This is a genomic window from Albidovulum salinarum (assembly GCF_025673475.1).
Classification (GTDB): Bacteria; Pseudomonadota; Alphaproteobacteria; order Rhodobacterales; family Rhodobacteraceae; genus Albidovulum; species Albidovulum salinarum.
The window spans coordinates 21,050-47,778 of sequence record NZ_JAOVQO010000005.1; the positions used below are offsets into that span (position 1 = coordinate 21,050).

A 26,729-nucleotide genomic window follows, 5' to 3' on the forward strand; every position below is an offset into this window, starting at 1 on the left:
GCACCGGCCACAGCCTGAGATGGCGTCACGCGGGGCGTGACGCCATCAGCCGCGCCGCGTCGAGCATGCGGTTGGAAAAGCCCCATTCGTTGTCGTACCAGCCGAAGACCCGGATCAGCCCGCCCGCGGTCACATGGGTCTCGGGCAGCGCCATCACGATGCTCTCGGGCCGTGCGCGCAGGTCCGAGGAGACGAGCGGTCTCTCGGTCCAGCCGATCACCCCGCCCGCGGCCTTGAGCGCCGCGTTGACCGCCTCGCGCCCCGGCTTCGCCCGTGCCATCACGGAAAGATCGACGGCGGACACCGAGGCCACCGGCACCCGCACCGCCGCGCCCTCGATCCGCCCGGCGATCTCGGGCAGGACGATGTCAAGGAGCCTCTGCGCCGAGGTCGTCGTCGGCACCATCGACAGCGCCGCCGCCCGGCTCCGCGCATATTCCTTGCCCGGCGCGTCGACCGTGGGCTGGCTGCCGGTATAGCAGTGGATCGTCGTCATCCAGCCGGTCTCCACTCCCCATTCCCGCTCGATCAGCCGCACCAGCGGCGCCAGCGCGTTCGTGGTGCAGGAGGCGTTCGAGACGATCCGGTGCTCGGGTTCCAGCCGCTCCTCGTTGGCGCCGAGCACCAGCGTGAAATCGGCGGTCTTCGAGGGGCCCGAGACCAGCACCCGACCCGCGCCGGCGCGGAGTCCGGCCTCCGCGAAGGAACGCTCGCCGCCGAGCCCGGTGCATTCCATCACCACGTCGATGCCGGACAGGTCGAGCGTCGAGAGATCCCGCGTCCCGGTCAGGCGGATCCGCCTTCCGTCGATGACGAGCGCGCCGTCCTCCAGCTGCACCTCGCCCTTCCAGGGGCCGAAGGTGGAATCGTATTCGAAGAGATAGGCCGCCATCTCGGGCGTCGCGATGTCGTTGACCGCGACGATCTCGATGCCCTTGCCGCCCGCGCCCGAAAGCGCCGCGCGCAGCACCGACCGCCCGATCCGGCCGAACCCGTTGATGGCGACGCGCACCGTCATATCTGCCTCCCCTTCCGCTCCGCCCGAGTAAAGCAGACCGGGCGGGACGGGGAAGCCCTATATTGTAACCGACACAGCCACGCCCTTCTCGGCCGCGAGCCGCACCGCCGCGCCCGCCACCGCAAGGTCCTGGAGCCCGACGCCGGTGCCGTCGAAGAGCGTGATCTCATCTTCGGACTGCCGCCCCGCCGCCATCCCGGCGATGACCGTGCCGATCGGCGTGATGTCGGCCTCTGCGATCAGCCCCTCGGCAATCGCGTGCTGCGCCTCGCCGATGGTGACCGATTGCGCCACCTCGTCGGTGAAGACCCTTGCACGGGCGAGAAGCGCGGGCTCGACCTCCTGCTTGCCCTTGGTGTCGGTGCCCATGCACGCGACATGCGTGCCCGGGCTCACATGCGCCTCCATCAGCGAGGCGGCGGGCGAGGAGGTGACGGTGACGATCGCGTCGGCCTCGGTCATCCGATCCAGAGGCACCGCCTCGAAGGGCAAGCCAAGTTCGGCCGCGACCTCGCCGAGCTTCGGCAGCATCTCCGGATGGTAGTTCCAAGCGATGACCCGCTCGAAGTCCCGAACCCGCGCCGCGGCGCGCAGCTGGAACTGCGCCTGATGCCCGGCCCCGACCATGCCCAGGACCTTCGCATCCTTCCGCGCCAGCCGGTCGACCGAGATCGCCGCCGCGGCCGCCGTGCGGAGCGCGGTCAGGAGATTGCCCCCCACCACCGCCGTCGGCCGCCCGCTCTCGGGGTCGAAGAGGAACACCGTCGACTGGTGGTTCGGGATGCCGCGCCCGGCATTGCCGGGGAAATAGCCGCCCGACTTCACCCCCATCACCGCGCCCTTGCGGTCGAGACCGGACTTGAACCCGTATTGCCGCCCCTCGCCGAGCGCCTCGCGGATGACCGGGAAGTTGTAGGCCTCGCCGCGCGCCATCGCGGCGAAGACCTCCTCGACGGCGGTGAAGGCGGCCTCGGGCGAGACCAGCGCGGCGATTTCGGATTCGGGGACAATGAGCATGGACGGAACCTCGGGTATGCGGATGTCGGTACGATATGTGTACGCGTGCAGCACGTTCGCTGCACGCGTTCCGGACGCCGGTGTCAGTAGGCCTTGCCGCGGGCCGACACCGGCCAGACGCTCTCGACCTTGCCGCCCCTGACGCCGACGTACCAGTCATGGACATTCGCGGTCGGGTCGCAGTGGCCCGGCACCAGCCGGAGCTTGTCGCCCACCTTCAGAACGCCCGCCGGGTCCTCGATGACGCCGTGCTCGTCCGAGCATTTGATGTACTTGACGTCGTCGCGGCCAAAGATGACCGGCAGGCCGCTGTCGACCGACTGCGCCTTCAGGCCGGCGTCGCAGATCGCCTTGTCGGGCTTGGTGTGGCTCATCACCTGGGTCAGGATGAAGAAGGCGTTCTCCCACTCACCCTGGTCGATCCGCTTGCCGTCTTCGTCGAGGATGCGGCCGTAATCGGCATCCATGAAGGCGTAGGAGCCGCACTGGAGTTCGTTGTAAACCCCTGAATTGCTTTCGAAATAGTAGGACCCCGTGCCGCCGCCCGAGACCAGTTCGGGCGCCAGCCCCGCGGCCTTCAGCCCCTCGACCGCGTCCTTGACCATCGCGATGGCCACGTCGAGCTTGGCCTTTCGGTCCTCGTACTTGTCCATGTGTTGCATCGCGCCCTGATAGGCCTGGATGCCGGTGAACTTGAGGTTCGGCGCCGCGTCCACGGCCTTGGCGATGGCGACGACATCCTCGGTCGTCGTCACCCCGCAGCGCCCGGCGCCGCAGTCGATCTCGACGAAGACCTCAAGCTCGGTGCCATGCTTCACCGCGGCCTGCGACAGCTCCGCCACGTTGGCGAGATCGTCGACGCAGACGATGATGCGGGAGCCGAGTTTCGGCAGCTGCGCCAGCCGGTCGATCTTCGCCGGATCGCGCACCTGGTTGGAGACGAGCACATCCTTGATGCCGCCGCGGACGAACACTTCCGCCTCGCTGACCTTCTGGCAGCACACGCCGACCGCGCCGCCGAGCTTCTCCTGCAGCTTCGCCACGTCGACCGACTTGTGCATCTTGCCGTGGACCCGGTGGCGCATCCCGTGCGCCTTGGCATAGTCGCCCATTTTCTTGATGTTGCGCTCCAGCGCGTCGAGGTCGAGCACCAGGCAGGGGGTCTGGATGTCCTTCTCGTCCATGCCGGGCTTGGCCGGGATGTCGTAGCCGACCTCGAGCCGGTCGATATTCACGGGTGCGTTCATCTTAACCTCCTCAGCCCTTCATCCAGGGCAGTCTGTCCAGATCGACATTGCCGCCGGTGATGATCACGCCGACGCGCTTGCCTTTGAATACATTCGGGTTTTTCAGGATCGTGGCGAGCGGGACCGCCGAGGACGGCTCCATCACCACGCGCAGGTGCTTCCAGGTGAGCTTCATCGCGTCGACGATCTCGGGGTCGGACGCGGTGAGGATGTCGCTGACGTGGTTCTTCACGAAGTGCCACGTCAGGTCCTTCAGCGGCACGAGGAGCCCGTCGGCGACGGTCTTCGGCGCATCGTCGGCGATGATGTGGCCGGCCTTGAAACTCCGGTAGGCGTCGTCTGCCTGTTCCGGTTCGGCGGCGATGACCTTCGTCTCCGGAGCCAGCGTTGCAAGCGTCAGGCAGGTGCCGGAGATCATGCCGCCGCCGCCGATCGGCGCGACCACCATGTCAAGCCCGTCGGTCTGCTCGATCAACTCCTTGGAACAGGTCCCCTGACCGGCGATGACCCTGGGATCGTTGTAGGGATGGACGAAATCGCCGCCGGTTTCTTCCTGCACCTTGGCGAAGGTAGCCTCGCGCGACGAGGTCGAGGGCTCGCATTCGGTGATCTTTCCGCCGTAGCGGCGCACGGTGTCCTTTTTGGCCTGCGGCGCGGTGTGCGGCATGACCACGTTGCAGGGAATGCCCCTGAGCATCGCCGCATAGGAAAGGCACGAGGCATGGTTGCCCGAGGAATGCGTCGCCACGCCCTTCGCCGCCTGATCTTCGCTCAGTCCGAACACCGCGTTGGTGGCGCCGCGCACCTTGAAGGCGCCCGGCTCCTGAAAGTTCTCGCACTTGAAGAAAAGCTCGGCGCCGGTCAGTTCGTTGAGGTAATCCGAGGTCCGCACCGGCGTGCGGCGGATATGCGGCCTGATGCGCTCATGGGCATCAAGCATGTCCTGATAGGTCGGGATATACATGTCCGTGTCCTTCATGCGGCCGCCTTCTTCGCGGGCGCCCCGTGGCGGTAAAAGTCCTGCGCCGCCGCGACGCCCGAGCCGAGCGTGATTGGCAGTCCGAGATCGACCATGACCATCTCGGCTGCGGCGATGCCGGAGAGCGCCATGACATCGGTCAGGCTGCCCAGATGGCCGATGCGGAACACCTTGCCCGCGACCTCGCCGAGGCCGGTGCCGAAGGCCACACCATACTCCTTTGCGGCGCGGCTGACGATATCGGTCGCGTTGAACCCTTCGGGCGTGCGGATCGCGCTGACCGTGTCGGAGTAAAGCTCCGGCGCGGCGGCGCAAAGCGTGAGCCCCCAGGCGCCGACCGCGCGGCGCACACCTTCCGCGATGCGGTGATGGCGGGCGAAGACATTGTCGAGCCCCTCGGCCAGAAGCATGTCGGTCGCGAGCTTCAGCCCGTTCAGGAGGCCGACGGCCGGCGTGTAGGGATAGCCGTTCGCGGCATAGCTCTTCTCCATGTCGCGGATGTCAAAGAAGGTCCGGGGCAGGGTCGCCGCCTCGCCTGCCTTCTTCGCCTTCCCCGAGAAGCCGAGGATCGCGAGGCCGGCGGGCAGCATGAAGCCCTTCTGGCTGCCGGTCACGGCGATATCGACGCCCCAGTCGTCCATGCGGAAGTCCATCGAGCCGATCGAGGACACGCCATCGACGAAGAGAAGCGCGGGATGCTTCGCCGCATCCATCGCGCGGCGCACCGCCGCGATATCGGAGCGGACGCCGGTCGCGGTCTCGTTATGGGTCGCGAGGACGGCCTTGATCGCGTGACCCTTGTCGGCCGTCAGGATCGCCTCGAAGCGGTCGGCGGGGACGCCCTCGCCCCAGGCGGTCTCGACCACCTCGACCTCGAGCCCGTGGCGGCGGCACATGTCGATCCAGCGATGGGAGAACATGCCGTTCCGCGCCGCCAGAACCTTGTCGCCGGGCGACAGCGTGTTGGTGAGCGCGGTTTCCCAGCCGCCGGTGCCGGTCGAAGGGAAGAAGAAGATCTCCGCCGCCTGCGAGCGCAGGACCTCCCGCACGTTGGCGCGCGCGGGGTGCAGGATCTCGCCGAAGAGGGGCGATCTGTGGTCGATCGTCGGCATGTCGACGGCCTTGCGGATCGCTTCCGGGATGTTGGTCGGGCCGGGGATGAAGACCGGGTTCTGGAAAGACATCGGTGCCTCGCTTTGTTCGGGTTGTGTGAGAGATTACGGCCGCGCCGTCACTTGCGCAATTTTTTCGAAATTAATTTTCATAATACGAAAAATACACTTTTATCATTGAAATCGCTAAATATTTCGTTTTTCATATACTGAAATGAGATTTCACGTACTTGCCGGAAGGATGTCACAGATGGCCGAGTCCCGCCCCCGCGGACGCCCGAAAAGCTTCCACGACAAGACCGCCGAGAACACGATCCAGTCGCTCGACCGGGCGCTGATGATCCTCAAGGTGGTGAGCGAGTCGGGCGGGCTCACGCTCTCCGAGCTGGCCGCAAGGACCGAGCAGTCCGCGCCCACCGTCTACCGGGTGCTGACCACGCTGCAGACCCACGGCTTCGTCGAGATGGAGGAGCCCGGCCAGCTCTGGCATGTCGGCGGCGGCGCCTACCGCGTCGGCTCGCAGTTCCTGCGCCGGACCAAGGTCGTCGAGCGGGCACGCCAGCCGATGGACCGGCTGATGCGCGAGACCGGCGAGACCGCCAATCTCGGCGTCGAGATGCGCGACCAGGTGCTGTTCCTCGCTCAGGTCGAGACCCACGAGACGATCCGCGCCTTCTTCGCGCCGGGCACGCTCAGCCCGATGCATACCTCGGGCATCGGCAAGGCGCTCCTGGCCTGGTACCCCGAAGCGCGCGTCCGCGCGATCGCCGCGAGGGGGCTCGCGCGCTTCACCGCGCAATCGCTCGCCGAGGAACCGGCGCTCATCGCCGACCTCGCCCGCATTCGGTCGCGTGGCTTCGCCATCGACGACGAGGAACGGACCGACGGCATGCGCTGCGTCGCCGCGCCGATCTTCAACGCCCACGGCGAGCCGGTGGCGGGGCTTTCCGTCTCCGGACCGACCTTCCGCCTGACCGCCGATCGCGCGGCGGGAATTGGCGCCGAGGTGCGCCGGGCTGCCGACGAGGTGACGCTCGCGACCGGCGGGCGATTGCCGTGACACGGCGCCGCGATCCGCGCGGCGCGGTCGCGGCACGGGGCGTTCGCCTCGTGCCCTGGCCACCGGGCAGAGTTTTCGCCGCATCGTCAGGATGACAAGGGACGGCCGGCGGTTGATGCCGCATTGGTCGGTATGTGTCTTGCCCTGGACGGTCTCGGCTCCCCATGAGACCTCGTCGATCCGCTTGCGGTGTTTATGGGGAGGGGATTTTCCGTGCTGTTCCGGCGGGCGGCCATCCACGATTGACGATCGCGCCTTTCAGCCGGCATGCATGCGCGGAGTCGCCGAAGATCAGTCCAACCGGCGCTCTCACGTCCTGTTCGGGCATGGGGCGCCAGCCGCCGGGGTCGATCCGGAGGATCGGCGATGCATCAAGTCCGACACCATGGCTGTTGTGCCGAGGCAGGCCGCCCGGGACTGTCAGCCCGGCGCTGTTCCGCATCGGTACATGCGCCACGAGCGCGGCGCCGCACCCGGGCAGCCAGATGATCTGTGCCCGCGCCTCCCGTAGCGCCTCCACACAGCGCATCATCCGGCTTTCTGGAGCCGTGCAGGCGAAATCTCCCTGAACCGTACCGGGATCCGAGGTCGTCGGCAGAATGTTAGGGGTTGATCGCGGCGGACCACGTGGCGTCGGCGCTTGCGACATTTGCCGCGATGTCGGCGCTCCAAGTCGTCCGCACCTCGGTCGAAGCGTACAGATAGAGCCGTCCGTCATACACCGCGAAGGCTTCGGGCACGGACGCAGCTACGATGCCCTTCGCCATCGCGCCAGCACAATGGCCTCCGTATTGGGGAGTGTACGCGATGGGGTTCATTTCGAAGGCTTCCCTCGTCGTGGCCGTGGCGAAATACCAGGTCGCGCCGCGCCACATGAGTGCATGGCCGGCATGCCCGGGCACCGGGCGGCCTTCGGTGAAATAGGCCACCGGATCATAGCCCGAGATCGCCACCCCGCCGGGCGCGAAGATCGTGGATTCGCGAGCGAAAACCGGGCTCAAGGCGGTCCCGGCAAAGGGCAGGGCCAGGGTGGCGGCCACCAGGGCGCGGCGTGTCACAAGCATGTCGAATCCCCTTCGGACGGATGCCCGATCGTGGTCCACACCATGACCGTTTCGACGCTGCCGGAAAAGCCGCCTCCCGCAAGCGTGATCGGAGGCGGCTGGAGCGTGATCGGCCGTCATCCCGTGTCAGCCGACCGCCGCCGCGTACAACGCCACCGCTGCCGCGTTCGAGACGTTGAGCGAACCGAACGCGCCCGGATAGGGGATCTTCGCCAGCCGGTCGCAGGTCTCGCGGGTCTTATCGCGAAGCCCCGGCCCCTCGGCCCCGAGCACGAGGCCGACCGGCCGGCCGGCCGCGGCGGCGACCGCCGCGCCGAGCGTCTCCTCGGCCTCGCCGTCAAGGCCGATCAGCACGTATCCCATGTCCTTCAGCCGCTCCATCGCCTCGGCGAGGTTGCCGACGCGGAGATACGGCTGGCGTTCCAGCGCGCCGCTCGCGGTCTTGGCCAGCGCGCCGGTCTCGGGAGCTGCATGGCGCGCCGGCGCGATCACCGCGCGCGCGGCGAAAACCTCGGCCGAGCGCAGGATCGCGCCGACGTTGTGCGGATCGGTGACCCGGTCGAGCAGCACGACGAGCGCGCGCCCCTCGCCACCGGCGGCGATCTCCTCGAGCCGGCCCCAGTTGAGCGGCTTCACCTCGAGCGCCGCGCCCTGATGGACGCTCTCGGGCGCGAGCGGCACATGGCTGTCGAACTTGCGTGGATCGACGATCTCGGGCGCGAGGCCACCCGCCGCGACCGCCTCGCCGAGCCGGTCGGCGGCGTTCTTGGTGAGCACCAGCCGGAGCTTTTCCCGTGCCGGATTGGCCAGCGCGTCGCGCACCGCGTGGAGCCCGAAGAGCCACACGGTCTCGGACGCGGCCGCGCGACGGGCGCGTTCCTTTTCAATCACCCAGGCCGGTTTCTTCATGCGTCAGACCCCCATCGCGGCAGGGGCGGAGAATGCGCCGGCCGGCCTTGGGAAACAACCCCGCCGACTGCCTCATCGCCGAGATTTTCCCGCTTGACGCCCCCGGACCGCTTGAGTATCCAGCCCCCAGCGTCGGGCGACGTGCTGCAAGGTGCGGCAGCGGACTGTAACTCCGCCGGGGAGACCCATGCCTGGTTCGATTCCAGGGTCGCCCACCATCTCCCCAAGAAGATCAGTGGTTTGGCGCTCAAGGCACGAAAACGCGGCCCGGTGTCGAGGCATGTTTCCTGCCATCCTCGGAGAATCCGCCCGTTTGTGATAAGGTCTGCCCGGCTGCGTTAATAGGGTCGGCAACGGACGCGCGGCTTTGCACGTGGACTGTCGGCGCTACGTATCCTCAGCGCGAACTCTTTCAGGGAGGACAGTCGATGAAACTGATGCTGCTTGCAGGCGCGACGATCATGATCGGAACCGTGGCCCTCGCCCAGGAAACCGGCGAGGCCTATACCCCGGGCGAGCGGGTGGAACTCACCAACACCCCGCTGCCGGGTGCCGAGGGGCAGGCGATCGCGATCCAGCGCGTGACCTTTGCCGGGGGCTGGACAGGCGAGCGCCATACGCATGGCGGGCCGGTCTTCGTCTATGTGCTGGATGGCCAGATCACCGTCGAGGTGGATGGCCAGGATCCGGCGACGCTCTCGGCCGGTGACTTTACGGCCGAACCTATGGACACCGCGATGGTTGCCCGCAACGAAAGCGCGTCCGATCCGGTGACGATCCTGCTCATCCAGGTGAGCCAGGAGGGCGTGCCGTTGATGACCAAGGTCGAATGAGCTGACCGCGGCGCCGGCGCGGGACCCTGGCTGCCACGCGTCTGCATTCCGTATGGCAGGCGTCGGGCATCCGTACCGACACCGCGGACCCGCGTCGGCCTTGCCCCGAGGCCCGCCGAGGGGCATCCTGTGGCATCGGCTCAGGACAGGAGGACGCGATGGCACTCTACCAGACGCTCGACAAGGCGATGGAGGCCCGCGACGCGGAGACCTACATCAACCATCTGCACGACGACTTCACCTTCGTCCGCCACCAGAGCGGCGAGACGATGGACAAGGCCGCGATGGCCGAACTCATCCGGCGCTTGATGGCCAGCGACAAGATGGCGATCCGCGACCCGCGGCTGATCTACGAGAACGACGACATCCTCGTGGAGCATTCGGTGATGGATTTCCCCGACGGCACCAGCGAGGCGGTGATGGGCGTCCACACGCTCAAGGACGGCAAGATCCTCAGGACCGAGACCGGGGCGACGCTCTTGAAGAAATAACCCGGACTGGCGAAAGCCGGGCATCGCGCGGCGGTCGGCGGACCGGATCACGACGTACCCTCACGGCTCGGAGCGGCCCGCGCTCTCGCGGTCGCGGTCGTAGTGGCGCGCGAGCGGGAAGGGCGGCAGCCAGGCCTCGCGGCGGATGGTCCAGAGCTCGTAGCTCGGCCGGAACCGGTCGGGTGCGTCAAGGGCGCCGAGGTTGACCTCGACCTCGTCGCCGCTCCGCCCGAAGACGGAGGAGCCGCACAGGGGGCAGAAGTGCCGGCCCTTGTAGTCGCGCGTCTCGCCCTCGATGGTCACCGCGTCCGCAGGGAAGATCGCGGAGGCGTGAAAGAGCGCGCCGTGATGCTTGCGGCAGTCGAGACAGTGGCAGAGGCCGACCCGGTACGGGACGCCGGTCGCGGTGAGGCGCACCGCGCCGCAGAGGCATCCGCCGGTGATCGGGTCCATGCGGGGCCTCCCTCAGATCGCCGCGACGACGGATTTCAGCATGTCGCGGACCTCGCTGGCGACGGCGGTCAGCTTGGCGTTGTCGATGGCCTGCATCGAGGCGACGGGGTCGATGGCGCTGACCTCGACGCCGCCCTCGACGGCGCGCAGGATGACGTTGCAGGGCAGCATCGCGCCGACCCGCGGCTCCATCCCGACCGCCTCCCAGGCCATGCCGGGATTGCAGGCGCCGAGGATGCGGTAGGGGGCCATGTCGCGGTCGAGTTTCTTCTTCATCGTGGCGGCGACGTCGATCTCGGTCAGGACACCGAAGCCCTTGCCGGCGAGGGCGGAGCGTGTGCGTTCGTCAGCCTCGTCGATGCTGACGCCGGGGATCAGACGGTCGATGGTGTAGGACATGGAGGCCTCCTTTCCGGTTCCTCCCGAGGTAGGGACGGCAAGGGCGGGCGTCGAGGGGGTGAGGCGAAAGGGCACGGGGCAGCGGGGGTGCACCCATGGGCCGGATCCCTGCGTCGGCGCACGTCTTGCGCGTGCGGCTATTTTGATCCGTGCATGTAGAAGTTCACGACATGCTCGTTGAGGCTCACGACAGCCGCGAAAACGGAGCACCGTCCGGACAGCAAGCGCGCGGGAAATTTTCTCGGATAGCAAAACGAGATTCCGTGATCGTAGGTTCCGACGTCTGTCGTCACGAGACCGTTGCCCTCACCTTTGAAGATCCAACCGTTGTCCACGAAATAGTTGTAAATCTGGTCGCGGGAGCATTGAACGCCGATCAGTGCGTTGGCCGCGCCATTCTTCGACAGGATCGAGAAGTCTCGGGATTCTGACTGCGCGCCGAACTGGTTGAGCGGTTCGGTCTCGAGAAGGCGAGCGCATTGCGAATACGGGTCGTCAGCCTGCGCGGCGACCTGTTCGGCGGAACCGATCAGAAGTGACAGGCCGACGAAGAGAACCGCCCGCAGGCGGAGGCTCCGGCTGAATCCGGGGCGCGGTTCGGGCGAGACGCTCTTCGATGCACCCGCGACACAAGCCGACATCCGCGCCTCCCCAAAAACTCGATTGAAAACAGTGGCCTCAGCTATAGCGCCGGAGGACCGGAAGGGAAATGTCCGGTGGACCTTTCCCCGGTCCGATTGGCCGGAGCCGCGAGGCGGAGGCCAAGGGGGTCTCGGCCGGGACTGCCGGTCGGAAATCGGGGCGCGGCTGCCTGGGCGGGCGCGGTCACGCGCCTGCCGGGGGCAGGCAGGCGCGGCCCGATTTGTCGCGGGACAAATCGGGCAAGTTCCTGCTGTTTACGATAATCGATGCCACTCTAGTGACTGTCAAAACCATCAAGCGGGAGTTCGTAGTGCAGCGTCAAAGCCAATTCCAAAAGATATTGATCGATCGGGTCGGTGATCTCTGAAAACTGGAACTCCATCATCCGAATTTTCTCGATCTCTCGAAGGAAGGTTTCTCGGGTGGGCGAACTGGAAACAAGGTGCTGTCGGCTCCCCTCCGCTTTATACGTTGCACTCAATCCATGAATCTCACGGGTTCGCTTCAACGCGAACGAAGCGGAATTGTGACTGTCGGTCACGTGTGCACGAAAGCGGCCTGCGAGATTGCGCGTTCTCCCGACATAGACGGGTAAGCCGCCTTCGAAGAGTGCATATATCCCTGCCTGGCCTTTCATCCTCAGCGCGTCTTCGAATGGGTGCTTGGGCAACTCGGCAAACAATTCGGCTTTGTGCTCGGCGCGCCGCGCCATCTCAATCCAACTAGACATCCAACTCCTCCACGAACCGCGCGTTCTCGCTGATGTACTGGAACCGAAGCTCCGGCTTCTTGCCCATCAGCCGCTCGACGAGGTCGCCGGTCTCGCCCGGCACCTCGTCGTGGATCGAGACCCGGATCAGTTTCCGGGTCGCGGGGTTCATGGTGGTGTCCTTGAGGTCCTTGGCGTCCATCTCGCCGAGGCCCTTGAAGCGCTGGACGTCGATCTTGCCCTTGCCGCCGAGGCCCTTGGCGAGCATCCGTTCCTTCTCGGCATCGTCGGCGACGTAGATGCGCCGCGCCCCCTGCGTCAGCCGGTAGAGCGGCGGGCAGGCGAGGTAGAGGTGGCCCTTGTCGATCATCGGCCGCATCTGGGTGAAGAAGAAGGTCATCAAGAGCGAGGCGATATGGGCGCCGTCGACGTCGGCGTCGGTCATGATGATGACCTTGTCGTAGCGCAGGTCGTCGACGTTGAACTTGGTGCCGAGGCCGCAGCCGAGGGCCTGCGTCAGGTCGGAGATCTCCTGGTTGGTGCCGAGCTTCGACGACGCCGCCCCGAGGACGTTGAGGATCTTGCCGCGCAAGGGCAGCAGGGCTTGCGTCTTGCGGTCGCGCGCCATCTTGGCGGAGCCGCCGGCCGAGTCGCCCTCGACGATGAAGAGCTCGGTGCCCTCGCGGTTGGTGGCGGAGCAGTCGACGAGCTTGCCGGGCAGGCGCAGCTTCTTGGTCGCGGACTTGCGCGCGGTCTCCTTCTCCTGCCGGCGGCGGAGGCGCTCCTCGGCGCGCAGCACGAGGAAGTCGAGGATCGCGCCGGCCGACTTGGTGTCGGCGGCGAGCCAGTTGTCGAAATGGTCGCGGACGGCGCCCTCGGTCATCTTGGCGGCGGCCTCGGTCGAGAGCCGGTCCTTGGTCTGGCCGACGAAGGCGGGGTCGCGGATGAAGCAGCTCACCAGAGCGCAGCCCCCCGTGAGGAGGTCGTCGCGGGTGATCTGCGCGGCCTTCTTGTTGTTGACGAGCTCGCCATAGGCGCGGATGCCCTTCAGGATCGCGGCCCAGAAACCGGCCTCATGCGTGCCGCCCTCGGGTGTCGGCACGGTGTTGCAGTAGGACTGGATGAAGCCGTCGCGGGATGGCGTCCAGTTGATCGCCCATTCGACCGAGCCGGGCTCGCCGTATTTCTCCTGGAAGCCGACCTTGCCGGCGAAGGGGCGGTCGGCATAGGTCGTGGAGCCGTTCATCTGCTCGTGGAGATAGTCGGCGAGGCCGCCGGGGAAGTGGAAGGTCGCCTCGGCCGGCGTCTCGCCGTCGTCGATGGCGGTCTTCCAGCGGATCTCGACGCCGGAGAAGAGATAGGCCTTGGAGCGCACCATCTTGAAGAGACGCGCGGGCTTGAAGCGGTGGTGGCCGAAGATTTCCTCATCGGCGTGGAAGGTGACGGTGGTGCCGCGGCGGTTGGGGGCGGCGCCGATCTTTTGCACCGGGCCGAGGGGCACGCCGCGCGAGAAGCGCTGTTCGAAGAGCTCCTTGTTGCGGGCGACCTCGACCACCATCGAGTCGGAGAGCGCGTTCACGACCGAGGCGCCGACGCCGTGGAGGCCGCCGGAGGTCTGGTAGGCCTTGCCGGAGAACTTGCCGCCGGCGTGGAGCGTGCAGAGGATGACCTCCAGGGCCGACTTGCCGGGGAATTTCGGATGCGGGTCGATCGGGATGCCGCGGCCGTTGTCGCGGATGGTGATGGCGTGGTCGGCGTGAAGCTCGACCTCGATCCGGTTGGCGTGGCCGGCCACCGCCTCGTCCATCGAGTTGTCGAGCACCTCGGCGACGAGGTGATGGAGCGCACGTTCGTCGGTGCCGCCGATATACATGCCGGGACGCTTGCGCACCGGTTCGAGCCCTTCGAGGACTTCGATGGAATCGGCGTTGTAGTCGTCCGCCCGTGCGGCGAGGAGGTCGTCGGCCATGAGGACTGCTCTGTCGGTCTTGATTGGGGGGCGATTAGACCATGTGGGGGCGGGCGGGGCAAGCGGGGTCGGGCTTGCGAAACGGGCGTGGTGGCGCGAAATATGGGGGGTGGCGGCGGGAGAGCCACCAAGGAGGGGCCATGTGGAACGAACGATATCAGGGGGATGACTACCTTTTCGGCACCGCGCCGGCGGATTTCCTGCGCCGTGCCGCGCACTGGCTGAAAGCGGGGGAGCGGGTGCTCTCGATCGCCGATGGAGAGGGGCGGAACTCGGTCTGGCTGGCGCAACAGGGGATGCGCGTCACGGCGTTCGAGCCGGCGCCGAACGCGCTCGCCAAGGCGGAGCGACTCGCGGCGGCGCGGGGCGTCACGGTGGACTTCCATCGCGCAGGGATCGAGGACTGGGACTGGTCGGAGGCCTATGACGTCGTCGCCGGCATCTTCATCCAGTTCGTCGGGCCGGATGAACGGGCGGCGCTTTTCGAGCGGATCCGTGGCGCGGTGCGGCCGGGTGGGCTCCTGCTCCTGCACGGCTACGCGCCGCGCCAGGTTGGCTACGGCACCGGCGGGCCGCCGGATCCCGCGAACATGTATACGCTCGACCTTCTGCGGGACGCTTTTGCGGGCTGGGAGGTGCTCAGGGCGGAGGATTTCGACGCCGAGGTCGACGAGGGCAAGGGCCATTCGGGACGCTCGGCGCTGATCGACTTCATCGCGCGAAGGCCGGGTTGAGGGGGGGGCGAAGCGCCCGATATGCGGGACATTGCCGTCGTTCTCATCCTGCGGCTTTTGAGTTTTTTGTCCCGTGCCATCGCTCAACTTGATCACCAGCTAATTGAACACGACAATTGAGCGAGTTTTGTTGGTGGAGGGTACATGAGAGTCGTCCAAGCGAAAGGAGCCCGAGGGAGCCTAAAGTGGATTCAAGATGCCGTCGAACGGCGCCCCGACCTACTACAACCTCGGGAGTTGCCAACGATCGACTGGGTGTCGCCTTTGGCAGAAGACGACTACGCCGAGTACCGCGACGGTGCTTTCCTGGAGCGCCTTGGGATCGATTCACTGTGTGGTCCATTGAAGGACTTCTGGCCGCAACGTGGACCACAATGGGATGCGCTCGGGCTAACGTCGAGCGGTCCCGTACTGGTCGAAGCAAAAGCTCACATCCGTGAGTTCTTCTCCCCACCGTCCCAGGCCAGCGAGACGTCGAAGAAACAGATCAATAGTGCCTTCGCGGCCGTCTGCGCGGATCTTGGGATAAACCGGTCTACAAACTGGTGCGAACTCTACTACCAGTACGCCAATCGTCTGGCCTTCCTGTGGTGGCTGCGGGAAAATGGTGTCGACGCAAACCTGCTGTTCGTCAGCTTCCTGAATGATTGCGACATGGGCGGCCCAAGCCATATCGAAACGTGGAAGGTGGCGTTCGATTCCGCCAATTATGTTTTGGGTCTACCCGAGAGAAACAAGTTGGGACGATACATCCACCACGTCAGTCCAGACATTCGAGAATTGAACTGAGGCCTCCAAGGATCGCCCAAGCCAACGATGTGTCTGTTGTGGATCCATAGCCGCCGCCGGACCTCACGCCCCGGCAGATTTGAGTGGATGTCATGCCGGTTCGGCCAACCGCCGTTCCCAAATCGCCCTGAAGTCGGGCGGCGTATGGGCCTCGGTCACGGTCATGGTGTCGAGCGTTCCTAACTCCATCAGGCGGTTTTCTGCACGTTGGCGGGGTGAACGGGCCGCCTGATGCCGCGAACATGTATACGCTCGACCTTCTGCGCGACGCTTTTGCGGGCTGGGAGGTGCTCAGCGCGGAGGATTTCGACGCCGAGGTCGACGAGGGCAAGGGCCATTCGGGGCGCTCGGCGCTGATCGACTTCATCGCGCGAAGGCCGGGTTGAGGGGGGGCGGAGCATCTGCCGTGCAGGACGAAGCGACCGTTAGCCCCCGGTGTCACGACGGGCTGGAGGGTAGTGCTTCGCCTTGCCTGCCGTAGCCTGGTCATTGAGGTTTTTTAGTGGACGTTTTAAAATAACAAGATGGGCAGACCCAGGAAATACTCGCGCGCTGCGGTCGTCGAAACCGCCATGGTTATGTTCTGGCGAGACGGCTACAAGGCGACCTCGGTTGGGGACATCGTCCGCGAAACCGGTCTGAACACCGCCAGCATGTACAAGGAGTTCGTAGACAAGGACGGGCTGTTTCTCGAAACGCTCAAGCACTATCGCGGCTACGTCATCAAGCCGCGGTACGAAATGCTCCGCGACAATCCCAATATCGCCGGTGTCGAGGCGTTCATCGGAAGTGTCATGACCGGCGCGGCGAGGTCCGAGTACAAGGGCTGCCTGATGATGAACCATCTGTCGCAGAAACATGTGATCGGCCCGGAAGCCGTGCAGGAGATCGGTGCGTTCTGCTCCGAGCTCGAATCGCTGATCGAAACGGCCTTGATCAACGCCCAGAGGGACGGAGACATCGGCCCGGACAAGGACCCGGCGGTGCTTGCGAGCTTTGTCGTTTTCTGTGTCCACGGCGCCGTGCTCTACGGCCGACATGACGAGAAAAAGCGCATGATACCAAATCTTTACGACGTGGTCATGGGGGCCTTGCGCGGGTAGGGTAAGGTCTGCGAGGCGGCAAGGTGGATGTTTTAAAATTTTTGTTTTATAATTTGGTTGCTGGGCAGGCCTTCATGCGAGGTAACGAACCGAAACGAGCACTCAACAGCACTGGGGGGCACCAAGATGACGATATCGGAAACCGCGACGGCATTCTTTGACGCCTGTGAGACCGGCAAGGGCTGGGAGGTGTGCAAGAAATACTGTCACGAGGGGGCCGCTTTTTCGTGCCAGGCAGATGCGCTGGCCGACGTTGCGACGCTTGAAGGCTATACCGGCTGGACGGCGGGCCTATTGACCCCGATCCCGGACGGCCACTACGAGCTCAAGTCCTTCTCGACCGATCATGATCGCAACATCGTGACGGCGACCTCGGTCTTCAAGGGAACGCAAACCGGAGAGGGCGGGCCGATGCCCCCGACCGGCAGGGCGGTGGCGGCCGAATACGCCTATGTCATGGAATTCGAAGGCGACAAGATCGCGCGAATGACCAAGATCTGGAACGACGTCCATTCCCTGAAGCAGCTTGGATGGGCATGACGCCAGCGCGGCACCGGGGAACGCCGTCCTTGCGGGCGGCGTTCTCGCTCGTGTCGACCATGGCTAAGACCAACGAAGATTAGTCTCCGGCAACCGCACGTCCGATGCGGCATCAGGCAGTGAACGGGCCGACAGCCGCCGCCGGACCGCGCGCCCCTGCCGGCGCGATTGAAAGCCGTGCCGGGTCGGCGAGCCGCTGTTCCCACGTCACCCAGCCGGCGGGCCGCGCATGTCAGGTGGCGAGCAGGCCGCCGCGTGCCAAGCATTTGCACTCAAGACCTCCTCCGCGGAGCGTTTGCGGGCAGGAAGGTGCTGCCGCGGAATATCTCGACGCCGAGGTCGCGAAGGGCAGGGGCCATTCGGGGGGCTTGGCGTTGGTCGATGTCGTTGTTCAGGCCCGTCTGAGCGGCGGAAGGGGATGGCCTTGCTGCGCCGGCCTGATAGGGTCGGGCGGCAACGGCGGACACGAGCGGGAACGGGCACATGAAGACGGACGCGGTCATCGACCACATCACCGGCTGGCTTGCGGACTACTGCGCGAAGGCGGGGACCAGGGGCTTCGTCGTCGGGGTCTCGGGCGGCATCGATTCCGCCGTCTCCTCGGCGCTCGCGGCGCGGACCGGGTTGCCGACGCTGGTGGTCGAGATGCCGATTCACCAGGGTCGCGAGCAGGTCAGCCGGGCGCGCGAGCATATCGCGGCGCTGAAGACGCGCCATGCGGGCGTCGCCGGACAGGAGGTCGAACTGACGCCGGTCTTCGACGGTCTCGTCGCCGCGCTGCCGGGCGAGCCCGAGGGGGCGGCGCGCGACATGGCGCTGGTGAACACGCGGGCGCGGCTGAGGATGACCACGCTCTACTACCTCGCGGGGCTCCACGGCGCGCTCGTCGTCGGCACCGGCAACAAGGTCGAGGATTTCGGCATCGGCTTCTTCACCAAGTACGGCGATGGCGGCGTCGACCTGAGCCCGATCGCCGATCTCACCAAGTCGGAGGTCTACGAGATCGGCCGCGCGCTCGGCGTGGGCGAGGCGATCCTCAAGGCGCCGCCGACGGACGGGCTCTGGGGCGACAGCCGCACCGACGAGGACCAGATCGGCGCGAGTTATCCCGAACTCGAATGGGCGATGGCGTTCGAGGGCGACGCGGGCGCGCTGACAGGACGGCAGGCCGAGGTGCTGGCGATCTACCGGCGACTGAATGCCGCCAACCGGCACAAGATGGTGCCGATCCCGGTCTGCGAGGTTCCGGAGGCGCTGCGGTAGGCGGAAACCGGGCGCCGGCAGGCGTTGCCGGGAGCCGAACTGTTTCGGCGTGTAACTTTGCGCCGTGGCCGTCCGTCGCGATTCACCCGTCGCTAGGGCGCGAGATGAACGAGGTGCGCGATTATGGCGACCCGCGCGGCGCGATCCGGCTGGCGCCCGCCGGTCATCGTAGTCCCGGGTACGACATTGTGCGGATCGGCCAGAAAGACGTTGAGCTCTTCGGGGGTCCAGCTTCCCGTCTGCGCTTGCATCTCCTTGGAATACGGGAAGCCATCGGCCGACGCCTTGGCACGGTCGACGACGCCGACGAGGTTGGGGCCAGGATGTTGCCCCGAGCCAGCTTCACCCGGCGTCATGCCGTGGCAGCCGCCACACTCGATCGCCAGCACGCGCCCTTCCTCGGGGTCGGCCGCTTCGAGTTCCCCCGGCTTCAGGGCCTCGACAGGTGCCGGACCGGCGCCCATGTCTCGCAGGAACGCGACCATCTTGGCTTGGTCCTTCGACCCGGCAAACTGAATTGCGGGCCAGTCCAAGCGAGCCGTCCCCGCATTCACGTCGGCGCCATTTTCGAGCAACAGGCGGGCGGCCTCGATAGCTCCGCGCTCGGCGGCCTGATGGAGCGGCATCATTCCGTATTCGCCGCCGGGCAGGTTCGGATCGGCCCCGGCTGCCAGCAGGGCGGCGACGATCCCGGTGTGGTTGTTGCGGGCGGCAATCCCGAGCGCGGTGCCGAAATCCGTCGCGGAGTCTGGTTCGGCTCCCACGGACAAGAGGTAGCTCACAGCCTCGTCCTGTCCGCGCTGGGCCGCAAAGTAGAGCGGTTTGACCAGCATGTCGGGATCGGGCTTGGAGCCTTCGGGCAAGGCCGCCTTCAGGGCCGGCATGTCGCCGGAACTGGCGAGCGGTACCAGATCCTGCGCGACCGCCAAGCCTGGCAAGAGAACGGCCAGGCAGAGCAGGCGAAGCTGCGTGAAGAGGTGCAATCGCATGGTTGCATCCTCCCTTCAGGGATATTGACCTGAAAAGTGTACCACGGCGGGCACGTTGCACCAAAACCGGGGCGTGCCGGCGCCTGCGCGTGCCTGCCTGAGCCCGATGCCGGCTCGAGGCTCCTGCCGGGGGTCTGGCCTCAGGCCGGTTCCGCCAGCCGCCGCTCCCACATCTCCTTGAAGGCGGGGCGGGCATGGCAGGTGGTCAGCCAGGCGGCGATGGCAGGGTAGGCGGGGATGAGGCCCGGCTCGGACTGGGCGTAGCGCAGGATCTCGGCCATGTTGATGTCGGCCACCGTGAAGCGGCCGCCGACCATGTGGCCGTGTTCCCGCAGGTGTGAATTGAGCACGCCGAGCGGGCGGCGGAGCCGCGCCGTCTCGGCCGCGATCTCGGCCTCGCCCTCGGGCGTCTTCGCGCGGCCCTCGGCATGGGCGTACATGATGGCGAGCGCATGGGACTCGACCGAGGTCGCGCCGTAGAGCGCCCATTGCTCCATGAGCGCGTTTTCTCGCGCGTCCGAAGGCGCGAGCGGCCCGCCGGCCTTGCGGGCGAGGTAGAGGTTCATCGCGAGCGATTCCGACAGCACGAAGTCCCCGTCCTTGAGGACCGGCACCGCGCCCGCCGGGCTGACCGAGAGAAAGCCGGGCGAGAGCGTGTTGAAGGGCGCGTCTTCCGCCTCGGGATCGGGCAGGCGGTAGCCCTGGATCACCGGGACATGCTCGAACTCCATGCCGAGCTCCGCCAGGAGCCAGAAGTTGCGCGAGGCGCGGCTGCGATAGACGCCGTAGATGGTCAGCATGGTTCCCTCCGCGATCGATGTCCCTCTATCGCTAACGCGAAGCGGGCACGGGCGGTAGCCCCTTTGGCTTCGGGATCTTTGCGGCAAAGAGGGCTTGATTTGATGCGAATCAAGGCCGGAGGGCGGGTTTTCGGGCAAGATTCATCTGCCGAACGTGGAGGAGAGTGGAGCTATGGCAGATCGGTCTTCGGACGCAACCGAAGTGGTGGTGGAGGTCGTGGATGAGGTGATATCCGCGGCCGAGGACATCGCGTCGCCGGTCGCGGAGGCCACGACGACCGAAGCCGAGCCCGAGGCGGTGGAGAAAGCCGACGGTGCCGGAAGCGCCATCCGCGCCCGTGGGCCGAAGACTTTCCCGGTCGTTGATGCCGACGCGATCCGCCATGCCTTCGAGAGCGGCCGCTATCCCTATTCGCGCAAGATGGCGCGCAAGACCTACGAGGCCGAGAAGGCGCGGTTGCAGGCCGAACTGCTGAAGGTCCAGAAATGGGCGCAGGAGACCGGGCAGAAGTTCGTGATCCTGTTCGAGGGCCGCGACGCGGCCGGCAAGGGCGGCACGATCAAGCGGTTCATGGAGCATCTCAATCCCCGCTTCGCTCGGGTCGTGGCGCTGAACAAGCCGTCGGAGAACGAGAAGGGCCAGTGGTTCTTCCAGCGTTATGTCGAGCATCTGCCGACCGCAGGCGAAATGGTCTTCTACGACCGCTCCTGGTACAACCGCGCCGGCGTCGAGCGGGTGATGGGGTTCTGCTCGCCGACCGAATATCTCGAATTCATGCGCCAGGCGCCGGAGCTGGAGCGGATGCTCGTGCGCTCGGGGATCCGGCTCTACAAATACTGGTTCTCGGTCACAAGGACCGAACAGCGCCACCGCTTCACGAGCCGCGAGACCGATCCCCTGAAGCGCTGGAAGCTGTCGCCGATCGACATGGCCTCCTTGGGCAAGTGGGACGACTATACCGAGGCGAAGGAGGCGATGTTCTTCTACACCGATACCGCCGACGCGCCCTGGACGATTGTCAAGTCGAACGACAAGAAGCGGGCGCGGCTCAATTGCATGCGCCATTTCCTCGCCTCGCTGGACTATCCCGGCAAGGATCCCGAAGTCGTGACCGCGCCGGACCCGCTTATCGTCGGCCGGGCGAGCCATGTCGTGCGCGGTTCCGAGCATATCCTCGGCGCCGCGCTGCATCCCGATCTGCGGCGGTCCGCGAACGGGGCGGGCCGGAAGGACGATACGCCGACGGACGCCTGAGGCGGCGATCCGGCCGCGCCATGCCGGAGCCGCATGGCCGGTCTGACCGCTTTTGCGGGGACTGGGTATTCCATTTCCGCGCCACATGCCCCACCTTGTTTCTGCGATGCAGCATTGCGCGCGCAGAAACGGATGTGACCGATGCCCGGACCAGTGTCATCCGGCCTTGTCCTGACCGCGCACCCGCCGGGGGATCCGAGCTGGCGCGAGCGGCTTGCCGTCCATCTGCTGCGGCTCGACCAGGAATCGCGGCTCCAGAGGTTCCTCACCTGGTCGTCGGACGCGGCCGTGGCGCGCTATGCCGCGACCACCGGACCCACGGTCGTCGTCGACGCCGCCCGCGGCCACCAGCTTTGCGGCATCGCCGAGGTCCATATCCGCGCGGGCCATCGCCCTGTGGCCGAGATCGCGCTCTCGGTCGAGGAGGAGAACCGCCGCGCCGGGATCGGGGCGGCGCTGTTCGACAAAGCGCTCCGGGAAAGCCGGCTGCGCGGGGTCTGGGAGATCTGGATCATCTATCTCAAGACCAACGAGGCGATCCGCAGGATCTCCGAACGCGCCGGATTCCGGCGGATTCCGGACCGCGATCCGAGCGCCGTGCAGGCGCTGGTCGGCCGCCCGCCGGTCCCGGACGAACTGCGCCTGCCGGGCGCGCCCGCGCGGGACTGACCGGGCAAGACTGGACCTCGACGGGCCGCGGGCGTAAGGCTCGCGGATGACAGGGCGGAGGACATACGGCGCGCATGGGCGGGCGCTTCTTGCGCTGGGGCTGCCGCTTGTCGGTTCGAACCTCGCGCAGATGGCGCTTCACGTCACCGACACGGTGATGCTGGGCTGGTACGGCGTGACCGAGCTTGCCGCCGTCGTGCTCGGTGCCTCGACCTTCTTCATCCTGTTCATCCTCGGCGCGGGGTTCGCGCAGGCGGTGATGCCGATGGTGGCGGCGGCGCTCGGTCGCGGCGACGAGACCCAGGTTCGGCGCGACACGCGCATGGGTCTATGGCTGTCGGCGCTCTTCGGCATCGCGGTCCTGCCGGTGATGTGGTGGTCGGGGCCGATCCTTCTGGCGCTGGGCCAGGACGACACGGTGGCGGCGCTGGCGCAGGATTACCTCCGGATCGCCGGCCTCGGCATGATCCCGGCGCTGCTCGTCGCCGCGTTGCGGAGCTTCCTGTCGGCGCTTGAGCGCGCCGGGATCGTGCTCTGGGCGACGGTCGCGGGCGTCGTGCTCAACGCGGTGCTCAACTGGATGCTGATCTTCGGCAACTGGGGCGCGCCGGAGCTTGGCATCCGCGGCGCGGCCATCGCCTCGGTCGGAACCCAGGCGCTCACGCTGGTGGTGATGGGCGTCTATGCGGCGGCCCATCCGGCCGCGCGCCGGTTCCACCTGTTCCAGCGGTTCTGGCGGCCCGACTGGCCGGCCTTCGTTCAGGTCTACCGGCTTGGCTGGCCGATCGGTCTGACCGGGCTCTTCGAGGGCGGGCTCTTCGTCGCGGCCTCGCTGATGATGGGTTGGATCGGCACGATGGAGCTCGCCGCGCACGGCATCGCGCAGGAGATCGCGGCGGTCACCTTCATGGTCCATCTCGGCCTCTCGAACGCGGCGACGGTGCGGGCCGGGCGGGCGCTCGGCCGGGACGACGGGCCGGGGCTGAGGGACGGCGCCCTGGCCGCGATCGCGATGTCGCTGGTCTTCGCGGCGCTGGTGGTCGTGCTGTTCCTGGCGCTGCCGGGGCCGCTGATCCGGGCTTTCCTTGACCCGTCCGAGCCCCAGGCCGGGGCGATCGTCGCCTACGCCACGGCGCTTCTGGCGGTTGCCGCGCTCTTCCAGCTGGCGGATGCCGCGCAGGTCATGGCGCTCGGCCTCCTGCGCGGGGTGCAGGACACGCGGGTGCCGATGCTGATCGCCTCGGTCAGCTACTGGCTGATCGGCATTCCGGCGAGCTATGCGCTGGCCTTCCCGCTCGGGCTCGGCGGGGTCGGGCTCTGGCTCGGGCTTGTCGTCGGGCTCGCGGTCGCGGCGGCGCTCCTGATGGCGCGGTTTTGGCGCCGCTGGGGCGGCCGCTCGGAGGGGGCCGCCTGAAGGCGGAGCCGGCGCCTTTAGCCGTTGTTTCGCGCAGGCCGCGCTTCGGCCTGCGCCAGCCGTTCCGACTTCTTGCGCACGAGGACCGAGCGCAGGTCGTGCATTGCGAGCAAAAGCGCGTCCGTAACCGCGTCGAGCTGCTCGGCGCTCGCCTTCGATTGCGCCCATTGCGCGGTGAGGTTGAGATGGTCGATCGAGCGGTGGATGTCGTCGATGTCGCGCCGGGCGAGCAACTCCTGGCGCGACCTCAGCCAGTCGCGGATCGCCGTCATGTCGGCGTCCGAGAGCTTGCGCTCGCTCTGCGGCTTGATCTCGCCGTTCTTGACGTTGACGACGGCGATCTGCTCCATCTCGATCCGCCGCTGGCGGTTCTCCGTGTCGACCCGGAACACCGCCGCGCCGTTCTCTCTGATGCGGAAGTAGAGGTCCGGCAGAACGCCCGGCATATCGGTTCCTCAGCGCAAGCCGGCGCAGAACGCCTGAATCCGGCGGCAGGCCTCTTCGAGCGCCGCGTCGGAGGTAGCGTAGCTGACCCGGAAGTTGGGCGAAAGACCGAAGACCGCGCCGAATACGACGGCGACGCCGGTTTCCTCAAGCAGTGCCGTCGCGAAGGCCTCGTCGTCGGTGATCACGGCGCCTCCGGCCGAGGTCTTGCCGATGCAGCCCGAGATGTCGGGATAGACGTAGAAGGCGCCCTCGGGGCGCGGGCAGGTGACGCCCTTGGCCTGGTTCAGCATCGAGACGACGAGGTCGCGGCGACGCTGGAAGGTCATTACGTTCTCGGCCAGAAAGTCCTGCGGACCGTTCAGCGCCTCGACGGCGGCAAATTGCGCGACCGAGCAGGGGTTCGAGGTCGACTGCGACTGGATCGTGCACATCGCCTTGATCAGTTCCACCGGTCCGGCCGCGTAGCCGATCCGCCAGCCGGTCATCGCATAGGCCTTCGAGACGCCGTTGCAGGTGAGCGTGCGGGCGTAGAGGCCGGGCTCGACCTCGGCCGGGGTGACGAAGCGGAAGTCGTCGAAGACGAGGTGTTCGTACATGTCGTCCGACATCACCCAGACATGGGGATGGCGCATGAGGACGTCGGTCAGGGCCTTGAGTTCGCTCTGCGAATAGCCCGCGCCGGTCGGGTTCGACGGCGAGTTGAAGATGAACCACTTGGTTTTGGGCGTGATCGCCGCTTCGAGTTTCTCGGGCGTGAGCTTGAAATTGCTCTCGATCCCGGCCGTCACCGTCACCGGCGTACCGCCGGCCAGTAGCACCATGTCGGGATAGGACACCCAGTAGGGCGCGGGGATGATCACCTCGTCGCCGGGATTGAGCGTCGCCACGAGCGCGTTGTAGAGAACCTGCTTGCCGCCGGTCCCGACCGTGACCTGGGCGGGCGTGTAGTCCAAGCCGTTCTCGCGCTTGAATTTTGCGCAGATCGCCGACTTCAGTTCAGGGATGCCGTCGACGGCGGTGTACTTGGTCTTGCCCGCGTCGATCGCACGCTTGGCCGCGTCCTTGATGTTGTCGGGCGTATCGAAATCCGGCTCGCCCGCGCCAAGGCCGATCACGTCGCGCCCGGCGGCCTTCAGTTCCTGCGCCTTGGTGGTCACTGCGATGGTCGGCGACGGTTTGACGCGGGCCAAGGTGTCGGAAATGAACGGCATGGGGGGACTCCGGTTTGAAATTACCGGCTGCATGTCTTAGATTGCGACCTCGTTCACCACAAGCGACTTTAAAAGGAGAGCTGATGAACACCGACACGCTAGAGAAATCTGCAGACGCCAACGAGAAATGGTTCAGCGACGACGCCGCCACCTTTGGCGACCGTCTGGCCGCTGCGCGCGAGGCCTCCGGTCTCAGCCAGGCCGATCTCGCCCAGCGGCTCGGCGTGAAGACCCGGGTCATCGAGCACTGGGAGGCCGATGCCAAGGAGCCGCGCGCCAATCGGTTGCAGATGCTCGCCGGGATGCTCGGCGTGTCGCTGATGTGGCTCCTGACCGGCGAAGGCGACGGCATCGAAGGGCCGGGCGAAACGGACACGGAGGCGGCTCAGGTCAAGGGCGTCCTGGCCGAGATCCGTGAACTCCGCGCCGCGATGAGCGCGATGACCGGGCGGCTCGGCCGGCTCGAGAAGAAGCTGCGCCAGGGCGCGGCCGGCAAGGCCGCGTGAGCGAGACCCCGGAAGCCCGCCTGAAGCGCATGGCGATGCGCTCCTGGCGGCGTGGCACCAAGGAGATGGATCTGGTCCTCGGCCCCTATGCCGATGCCCATCTCGCCACGATGCCCGCAGAACGGCTCGCGCTCTACGACGCGCTCCTGGCCGAGAACGACCAGGATATCTACCCGTGGGTAACCGGCGCCGCCCCGGCGCCGGAGCGTTTTGCGGGGCTGATCGCCGAAATCACCGCCTTCGCGCGCGGCCCGCGGGTGCGGAGCTGAGGCCACGCATCGGTCTTAACCGAAATTTTGTCCTTTCCGCCCAATCTGCCGCCGAGCGCAGACAACGGCGGAGATCAAGATGACGCTTCATGCGACGGTTGACGATCGGCCCCGTCAGGGGCCGATCGCGGATTATCTGGAGACCCTCGGTCTCATCGAACGGCTGCACCGGCTCCTGCTCGACGTGATCAAGGACGAGTTCGAGCGCCTCGGCATCCTCGAGGTCAATGCCGTGCAGGCGCTCTTGCTGTTCAACGTCGGCGAGAACGAGGTGACGGCGGGTGAGTTGAAGAGCCGCGGCTATTACCAGGGATCGAATGTCAGCTACAACCTGAAGAAGCTGGTCGAGGCCGGCTACATGCATCACGAACGCTGCGAGATCGACCGCCGCTCGGTGCGGGTGCGCCTCACGGATAAGGGGCAGGTCGTGCGCGACGCGGTGGCTGGCCTCTTCGAGCGCCATGCGGAGCTTCTGGAGGCGCGCAGCGTGATGGGCTTCAAGAGCTCTGAGGAGGTGAATGCGCTGTTGCGGCGGGTGGAGCGGTTCTGGATCGACCAGATCCGCTACATCTACTGACAGGGGCTTGGCCGGCGCTAGTGTCTGGTTCATGGAAGCGGTTGCGGCACGCCGCCGGTCGCGGCGACCGGCCGGCGGGGTGTGGCGAGCGCTGGGTTCGGGCTTGCAGCGCGTCGCGCGCCTGACGACGCGCCGATTCCGGGTCGCCGCCCAGTTGCCGACTTCGACCAGAAAACCGCACCATGCGCCGTCAGCCGAAGCGCCGCCGGCCTCGACCAGAGCGTCGCGCCGCCTGCCGTCCACCGAGGCACCGCCGGCTTC

At 66.6% G+C, this 26,729-nt stretch carries 31 protein-coding genes and 1 tRNA gene; 16 read left to right on the top strand and 16 right to left on the bottom strand.

What is annotated here, in order from left to right; genetic code table 11:
- Positions 1-25: 25 nt before the first annotated feature.
- The 5 genes from OEZ60_RS06210 to bhcA form a co-directional block, all read right to left on the bottom strand.
- Complete coding sequence (locus tag OEZ60_RS06210) at positions 26-1,018, bottom strand: type I glyceraldehyde-3-phosphate dehydrogenase (protein WP_263334263.1); 993 nt, start codon at positions 1,016-1,018, stop codon at positions 26-28.
- Between the two features lie 57 nt (positions 1,019-1,075).
- Positions 1,076-2,035, bottom strand: coding sequence for an iminosuccinate reductase BhcD (gene bhcD / locus OEZ60_RS06215; protein WP_263334265.1), 960 nt, complete (start codon positions 2,033-2,035; stop codon positions 1,076-1,078).
- Positions 2,036-2,118: 83 nt separating this feature from the next.
- A complete protein-coding gene (gene bhcC, locus OEZ60_RS06220; protein WP_263334267.1) occupies positions 2,119-3,282 on the bottom strand; it encodes a 3-hydroxy-D-aspartate aldolase BhcC in 1,164 nt (387 codons plus the stop codon).
- Between the two features lie 10 nt (positions 3,283-3,292).
- A complete protein-coding gene (bhcB, locus tag OEZ60_RS06225) occupies positions 3,293-4,261 on the bottom strand; it encodes a beta-hydroxyaspartate dehydratase BhcB (RefSeq protein WP_263334268.1) in 969 nt (322 codons plus the stop codon).
- On the bottom strand, positions 4,258-5,445 hold the full coding sequence (gene bhcA, locus OEZ60_RS06230) for an L-aspartate--glyoxylate aminotransferase BhcA (protein WP_263334270.1): 1,188 nt from the start codon (positions 5,443-5,445) through the stop codon (positions 4,258-4,260). The genes bhcB and bhcA overlap by 4 nt, the downstream gene beginning before the upstream one ends.
- Positions 5,446-5,623: 178 nt before the next feature.
- Here bhcA and bhcR point away from each other — a divergent pair, with 178 nt between their 5' ends.
- Positions 5,624-6,433: an HTH-type transcriptional regulator BhcR gene (gene bhcR, locus OEZ60_RS06235; protein ID WP_317852821.1), complete on the top strand. Its 810-nt coding sequence runs from the start codon at positions 5,624-5,626 to the stop codon at positions 6,431-6,433.
- A gap of 602 nt (positions 6,434-7,035) precedes the next feature.
- Here bhcR and OEZ60_RS06240 read toward each other — a convergent pair.
- Together OEZ60_RS06240 and rlmB are read right to left on the bottom strand one after the other, a co-directional pair.
- The gene (locus OEZ60_RS06240; RefSeq protein WP_263334274.1) at positions 7,036-7,497 is read right to left on the bottom strand and encodes a YHS domain-containing (seleno)protein; all 462 of its coding nucleotides are present in this window, start codon (positions 7,495-7,497) and stop codon (positions 7,036-7,038) included.
- 126 nt (positions 7,498-7,623) lie between these two features.
- Entirely contained in the window at positions 7,624-8,406 is a 783-nt protein-coding gene (rlmB, locus tag OEZ60_RS06245) for a 23S rRNA (guanosine(2251)-2'-O)-methyltransferase RlmB (protein WP_263334276.1), read from the bottom strand.
- Positions 8,407-8,540: 134 nt separating this feature from the next.
- Between rlmB and OEZ60_RS06250 the strand changes: the two genes are divergently transcribed.
- The 3 genes from OEZ60_RS06250 to OEZ60_RS06260 all read left to right on the top strand — a co-directional run bounded on the left by OEZ60_RS06250 (position 8,541) and on the right by OEZ60_RS06260 (position 9,730).
- A tRNA-Tyr gene (locus OEZ60_RS06250) sits at positions 8,541-8,624 on the top strand.
- A 210-nt stretch (positions 8,625-8,834) separates the two neighbouring features.
- A complete protein-coding gene (locus OEZ60_RS06255) occupies positions 8,835-9,239 on the top strand; it encodes a cupin domain-containing protein (RefSeq protein WP_263334278.1) in 405 nt (134 codons plus the stop codon).
- Positions 9,240-9,397: 158 nt separating this feature from the next.
- Positions 9,398-9,730, top strand: a complete 333-nt coding sequence (locus OEZ60_RS06260; RefSeq protein WP_263334279.1) for a nuclear transport factor 2 family protein — start codon at positions 9,398-9,400, stop codon at positions 9,728-9,730.
- Between the two features lie 60 nt (positions 9,731-9,790).
- On the opposite strand, the gene OEZ60_RS06265 is transcribed toward OEZ60_RS06260, so the two are convergent.
- From OEZ60_RS06265 to parE, 5 genes are all read right to left on the bottom strand, one after another.
- A complete protein-coding gene (locus OEZ60_RS06265; RefSeq protein WP_263334281.1) occupies positions 9,791-10,183 on the bottom strand; it encodes a GFA family protein in 393 nt (130 codons plus the stop codon).
- Positions 10,184-10,195: 12 nt separating this feature from the next.
- Positions 10,196-10,582, bottom strand: coding sequence for a DUF302 domain-containing protein (locus OEZ60_RS06270; RefSeq protein ID WP_263334283.1), 387 nt, complete (start codon positions 10,580-10,582; stop codon positions 10,196-10,198).
- Positions 10,583-10,719: 137 nt separating this feature from the next.
- Positions 10,720-11,223 carry a hypothetical protein gene (locus OEZ60_RS06275; protein WP_263334284.1) on the bottom strand — a complete coding sequence of 168 codons (504 nt, stop codon included), beginning with the start codon at positions 11,221-11,223 and terminating at the stop codon, positions 10,720-10,722.
- A 275-nt stretch (positions 11,224-11,498) separates the two neighbouring features.
- On the bottom strand, positions 11,499-11,954 hold the full coding sequence (locus OEZ60_RS06280) for a GIY-YIG nuclease family protein (RefSeq protein ID WP_263334286.1): 456 nt from the start codon (positions 11,952-11,954) through the stop codon (positions 11,499-11,501).
- Positions 11,947-13,902: a DNA topoisomerase IV subunit B gene (gene parE, locus OEZ60_RS06285; protein WP_263334288.1), complete on the bottom strand. Its 1,956-nt coding sequence runs from the start codon at positions 13,900-13,902 to the stop codon at positions 11,947-11,949. The genes OEZ60_RS06280 and parE overlap by 8 nt, the downstream gene beginning before the upstream one ends.
- 140 nt (positions 13,903-14,042) lie before the next feature.
- Between parE and OEZ60_RS06290 the strand changes: the two genes are divergently transcribed.
- The 6 genes from OEZ60_RS06290 to nadE all read left to right on the top strand — a co-directional run bounded on the left by OEZ60_RS06290 (position 14,043) and on the right by nadE (position 18,331).
- A complete protein-coding gene (locus tag OEZ60_RS06290; protein ID WP_263334289.1) occupies positions 14,043-14,636 on the top strand; it encodes an SAM-dependent methyltransferase in 594 nt (197 codons plus the stop codon).
- A 237-nt stretch (positions 14,637-14,873) separates the two neighbouring features.
- Complete coding sequence (locus tag OEZ60_RS06295) at positions 14,874-15,425, top strand: hypothetical protein (RefSeq protein WP_263334291.1); 552 nt, start codon at positions 14,874-14,876, stop codon at positions 15,423-15,425.
- Positions 15,426-15,667: 242 nt separating this feature from the next.
- Positions 15,668-15,811 (top strand): hypothetical protein, encoded by a 144-nt coding sequence (locus OEZ60_RS06300; RefSeq protein WP_263334292.1) that lies wholly within the window; start codon positions 15,668-15,670, stop codon positions 15,809-15,811.
- A 138-nt stretch (positions 15,812-15,949) separates the two neighbouring features.
- Positions 15,950-16,528 carry a TetR/AcrR family transcriptional regulator gene (locus tag OEZ60_RS06305; protein ID WP_263334294.1) on the top strand — a complete coding sequence of 193 codons (579 nt, stop codon included), beginning with the start codon at positions 15,950-15,952 and terminating at the stop codon, positions 16,526-16,528.
- Between the two features lie 126 nt (positions 16,529-16,654).
- Positions 16,655-17,068 carry an ester cyclase gene (locus OEZ60_RS06310; protein WP_263334296.1) on the top strand — a complete coding sequence of 138 codons (414 nt, stop codon included), beginning with the start codon at positions 16,655-16,657 and terminating at the stop codon, positions 17,066-17,068.
- Positions 17,069-17,551: 483 nt separating this feature from the next.
- The gene (nadE, locus tag OEZ60_RS06315) at positions 17,552-18,331 is read left to right on the top strand and encodes an NAD(+) synthase (RefSeq protein ID WP_263334298.1); all 780 of its coding nucleotides are present in this window, start codon (positions 17,552-17,554) and stop codon (positions 18,329-18,331) included.
- A 92-nt stretch (positions 18,332-18,423) separates the two neighbouring features.
- On the opposite strand, the gene OEZ60_RS06320 is transcribed toward nadE, so the two are convergent.
- Both OEZ60_RS06320 and OEZ60_RS06325 read right to left on the bottom strand, forming a co-directional pair.
- Complete coding sequence (locus OEZ60_RS06320; RefSeq protein ID WP_263334300.1) at positions 18,424-19,320, bottom strand: ankyrin repeat domain-containing protein; 897 nt, start codon at positions 19,318-19,320, stop codon at positions 18,424-18,426.
- Between the two features lie 140 nt (positions 19,321-19,460).
- The gene (locus OEZ60_RS06325; protein ID WP_263334302.1) at positions 19,461-20,120 is read right to left on the bottom strand and encodes a glutathione S-transferase family protein; all 660 of its coding nucleotides are present in this window, start codon (positions 20,118-20,120) and stop codon (positions 19,461-19,463) included.
- 172 nt (positions 20,121-20,292) lie between these two features.
- Between OEZ60_RS06325 and ppk2 the strand changes: the two genes are divergently transcribed.
- From ppk2 to OEZ60_RS06340, 3 genes are all read left to right on the top strand, one after another.
- A complete protein-coding gene (ppk2, locus tag OEZ60_RS06330; protein ID WP_263334303.1) occupies positions 20,293-21,375 on the top strand; it encodes a polyphosphate kinase 2 in 1,083 nt (360 codons plus the stop codon).
- Between the two features lie 141 nt (positions 21,376-21,516).
- A complete protein-coding gene (locus OEZ60_RS06335; RefSeq protein ID WP_263334305.1) occupies positions 21,517-22,044 on the top strand; it encodes a GNAT family N-acetyltransferase in 528 nt (175 codons plus the stop codon).
- A 46-nt stretch (positions 22,045-22,090) separates the two neighbouring features.
- A complete protein-coding gene (locus tag OEZ60_RS06340; protein ID WP_263334307.1) occupies positions 22,091-23,458 on the top strand; it encodes an MATE family efflux transporter in 1,368 nt (455 codons plus the stop codon).
- A gap of 17 nt (positions 23,459-23,475) precedes the next feature.
- On the opposite strand, the gene OEZ60_RS06345 is transcribed toward OEZ60_RS06340, so the two are convergent.
- Together OEZ60_RS06345 and OEZ60_RS06350 are read right to left on the bottom strand one after the other, a co-directional pair.
- Complete coding sequence (locus OEZ60_RS06345; protein ID WP_263334308.1) at positions 23,476-23,904, bottom strand: hypothetical protein; 429 nt, start codon at positions 23,902-23,904, stop codon at positions 23,476-23,478.
- 9 nt (positions 23,905-23,913) lie between these two features.
- On the bottom strand, positions 23,914-25,116 hold the full coding sequence (locus OEZ60_RS06350) for a pyridoxal phosphate-dependent aminotransferase (RefSeq protein WP_263334310.1): 1,203 nt from the start codon (positions 25,114-25,116) through the stop codon (positions 23,914-23,916).
- Positions 25,117-25,199: 83 nt separating this feature from the next.
- Here OEZ60_RS06350 and OEZ60_RS06355 point away from each other — a divergent pair, with 83 nt between their 5' ends.
- The 3 genes from OEZ60_RS06355 to OEZ60_RS06365 all read left to right on the top strand — a co-directional run bounded on the left by OEZ60_RS06355 (position 25,200) and on the right by OEZ60_RS06365 (position 26,468).
- The gene (locus tag OEZ60_RS06355) at positions 25,200-25,622 is read left to right on the top strand and encodes a helix-turn-helix domain-containing protein (RefSeq protein WP_263334311.1); all 423 of its coding nucleotides are present in this window, start codon (positions 25,200-25,202) and stop codon (positions 25,620-25,622) included.
- Between the two features lie 29 nt (positions 25,623-25,651).
- Entirely contained in the window at positions 25,652-25,891 is a 240-nt protein-coding gene (locus tag OEZ60_RS06360) for a succinate dehydrogenase assembly factor 2 (RefSeq protein WP_290428626.1), read from the top strand.
- Between the two features lie 79 nt (positions 25,892-25,970).
- Positions 25,971-26,468: a MarR family winged helix-turn-helix transcriptional regulator gene (locus OEZ60_RS06365; RefSeq protein ID WP_263334315.1), complete on the top strand. Its 498-nt coding sequence runs from the start codon at positions 25,971-25,973 to the stop codon at positions 26,466-26,468.
- Positions 26,469-26,729 lie beyond the last annotated feature (261 nt).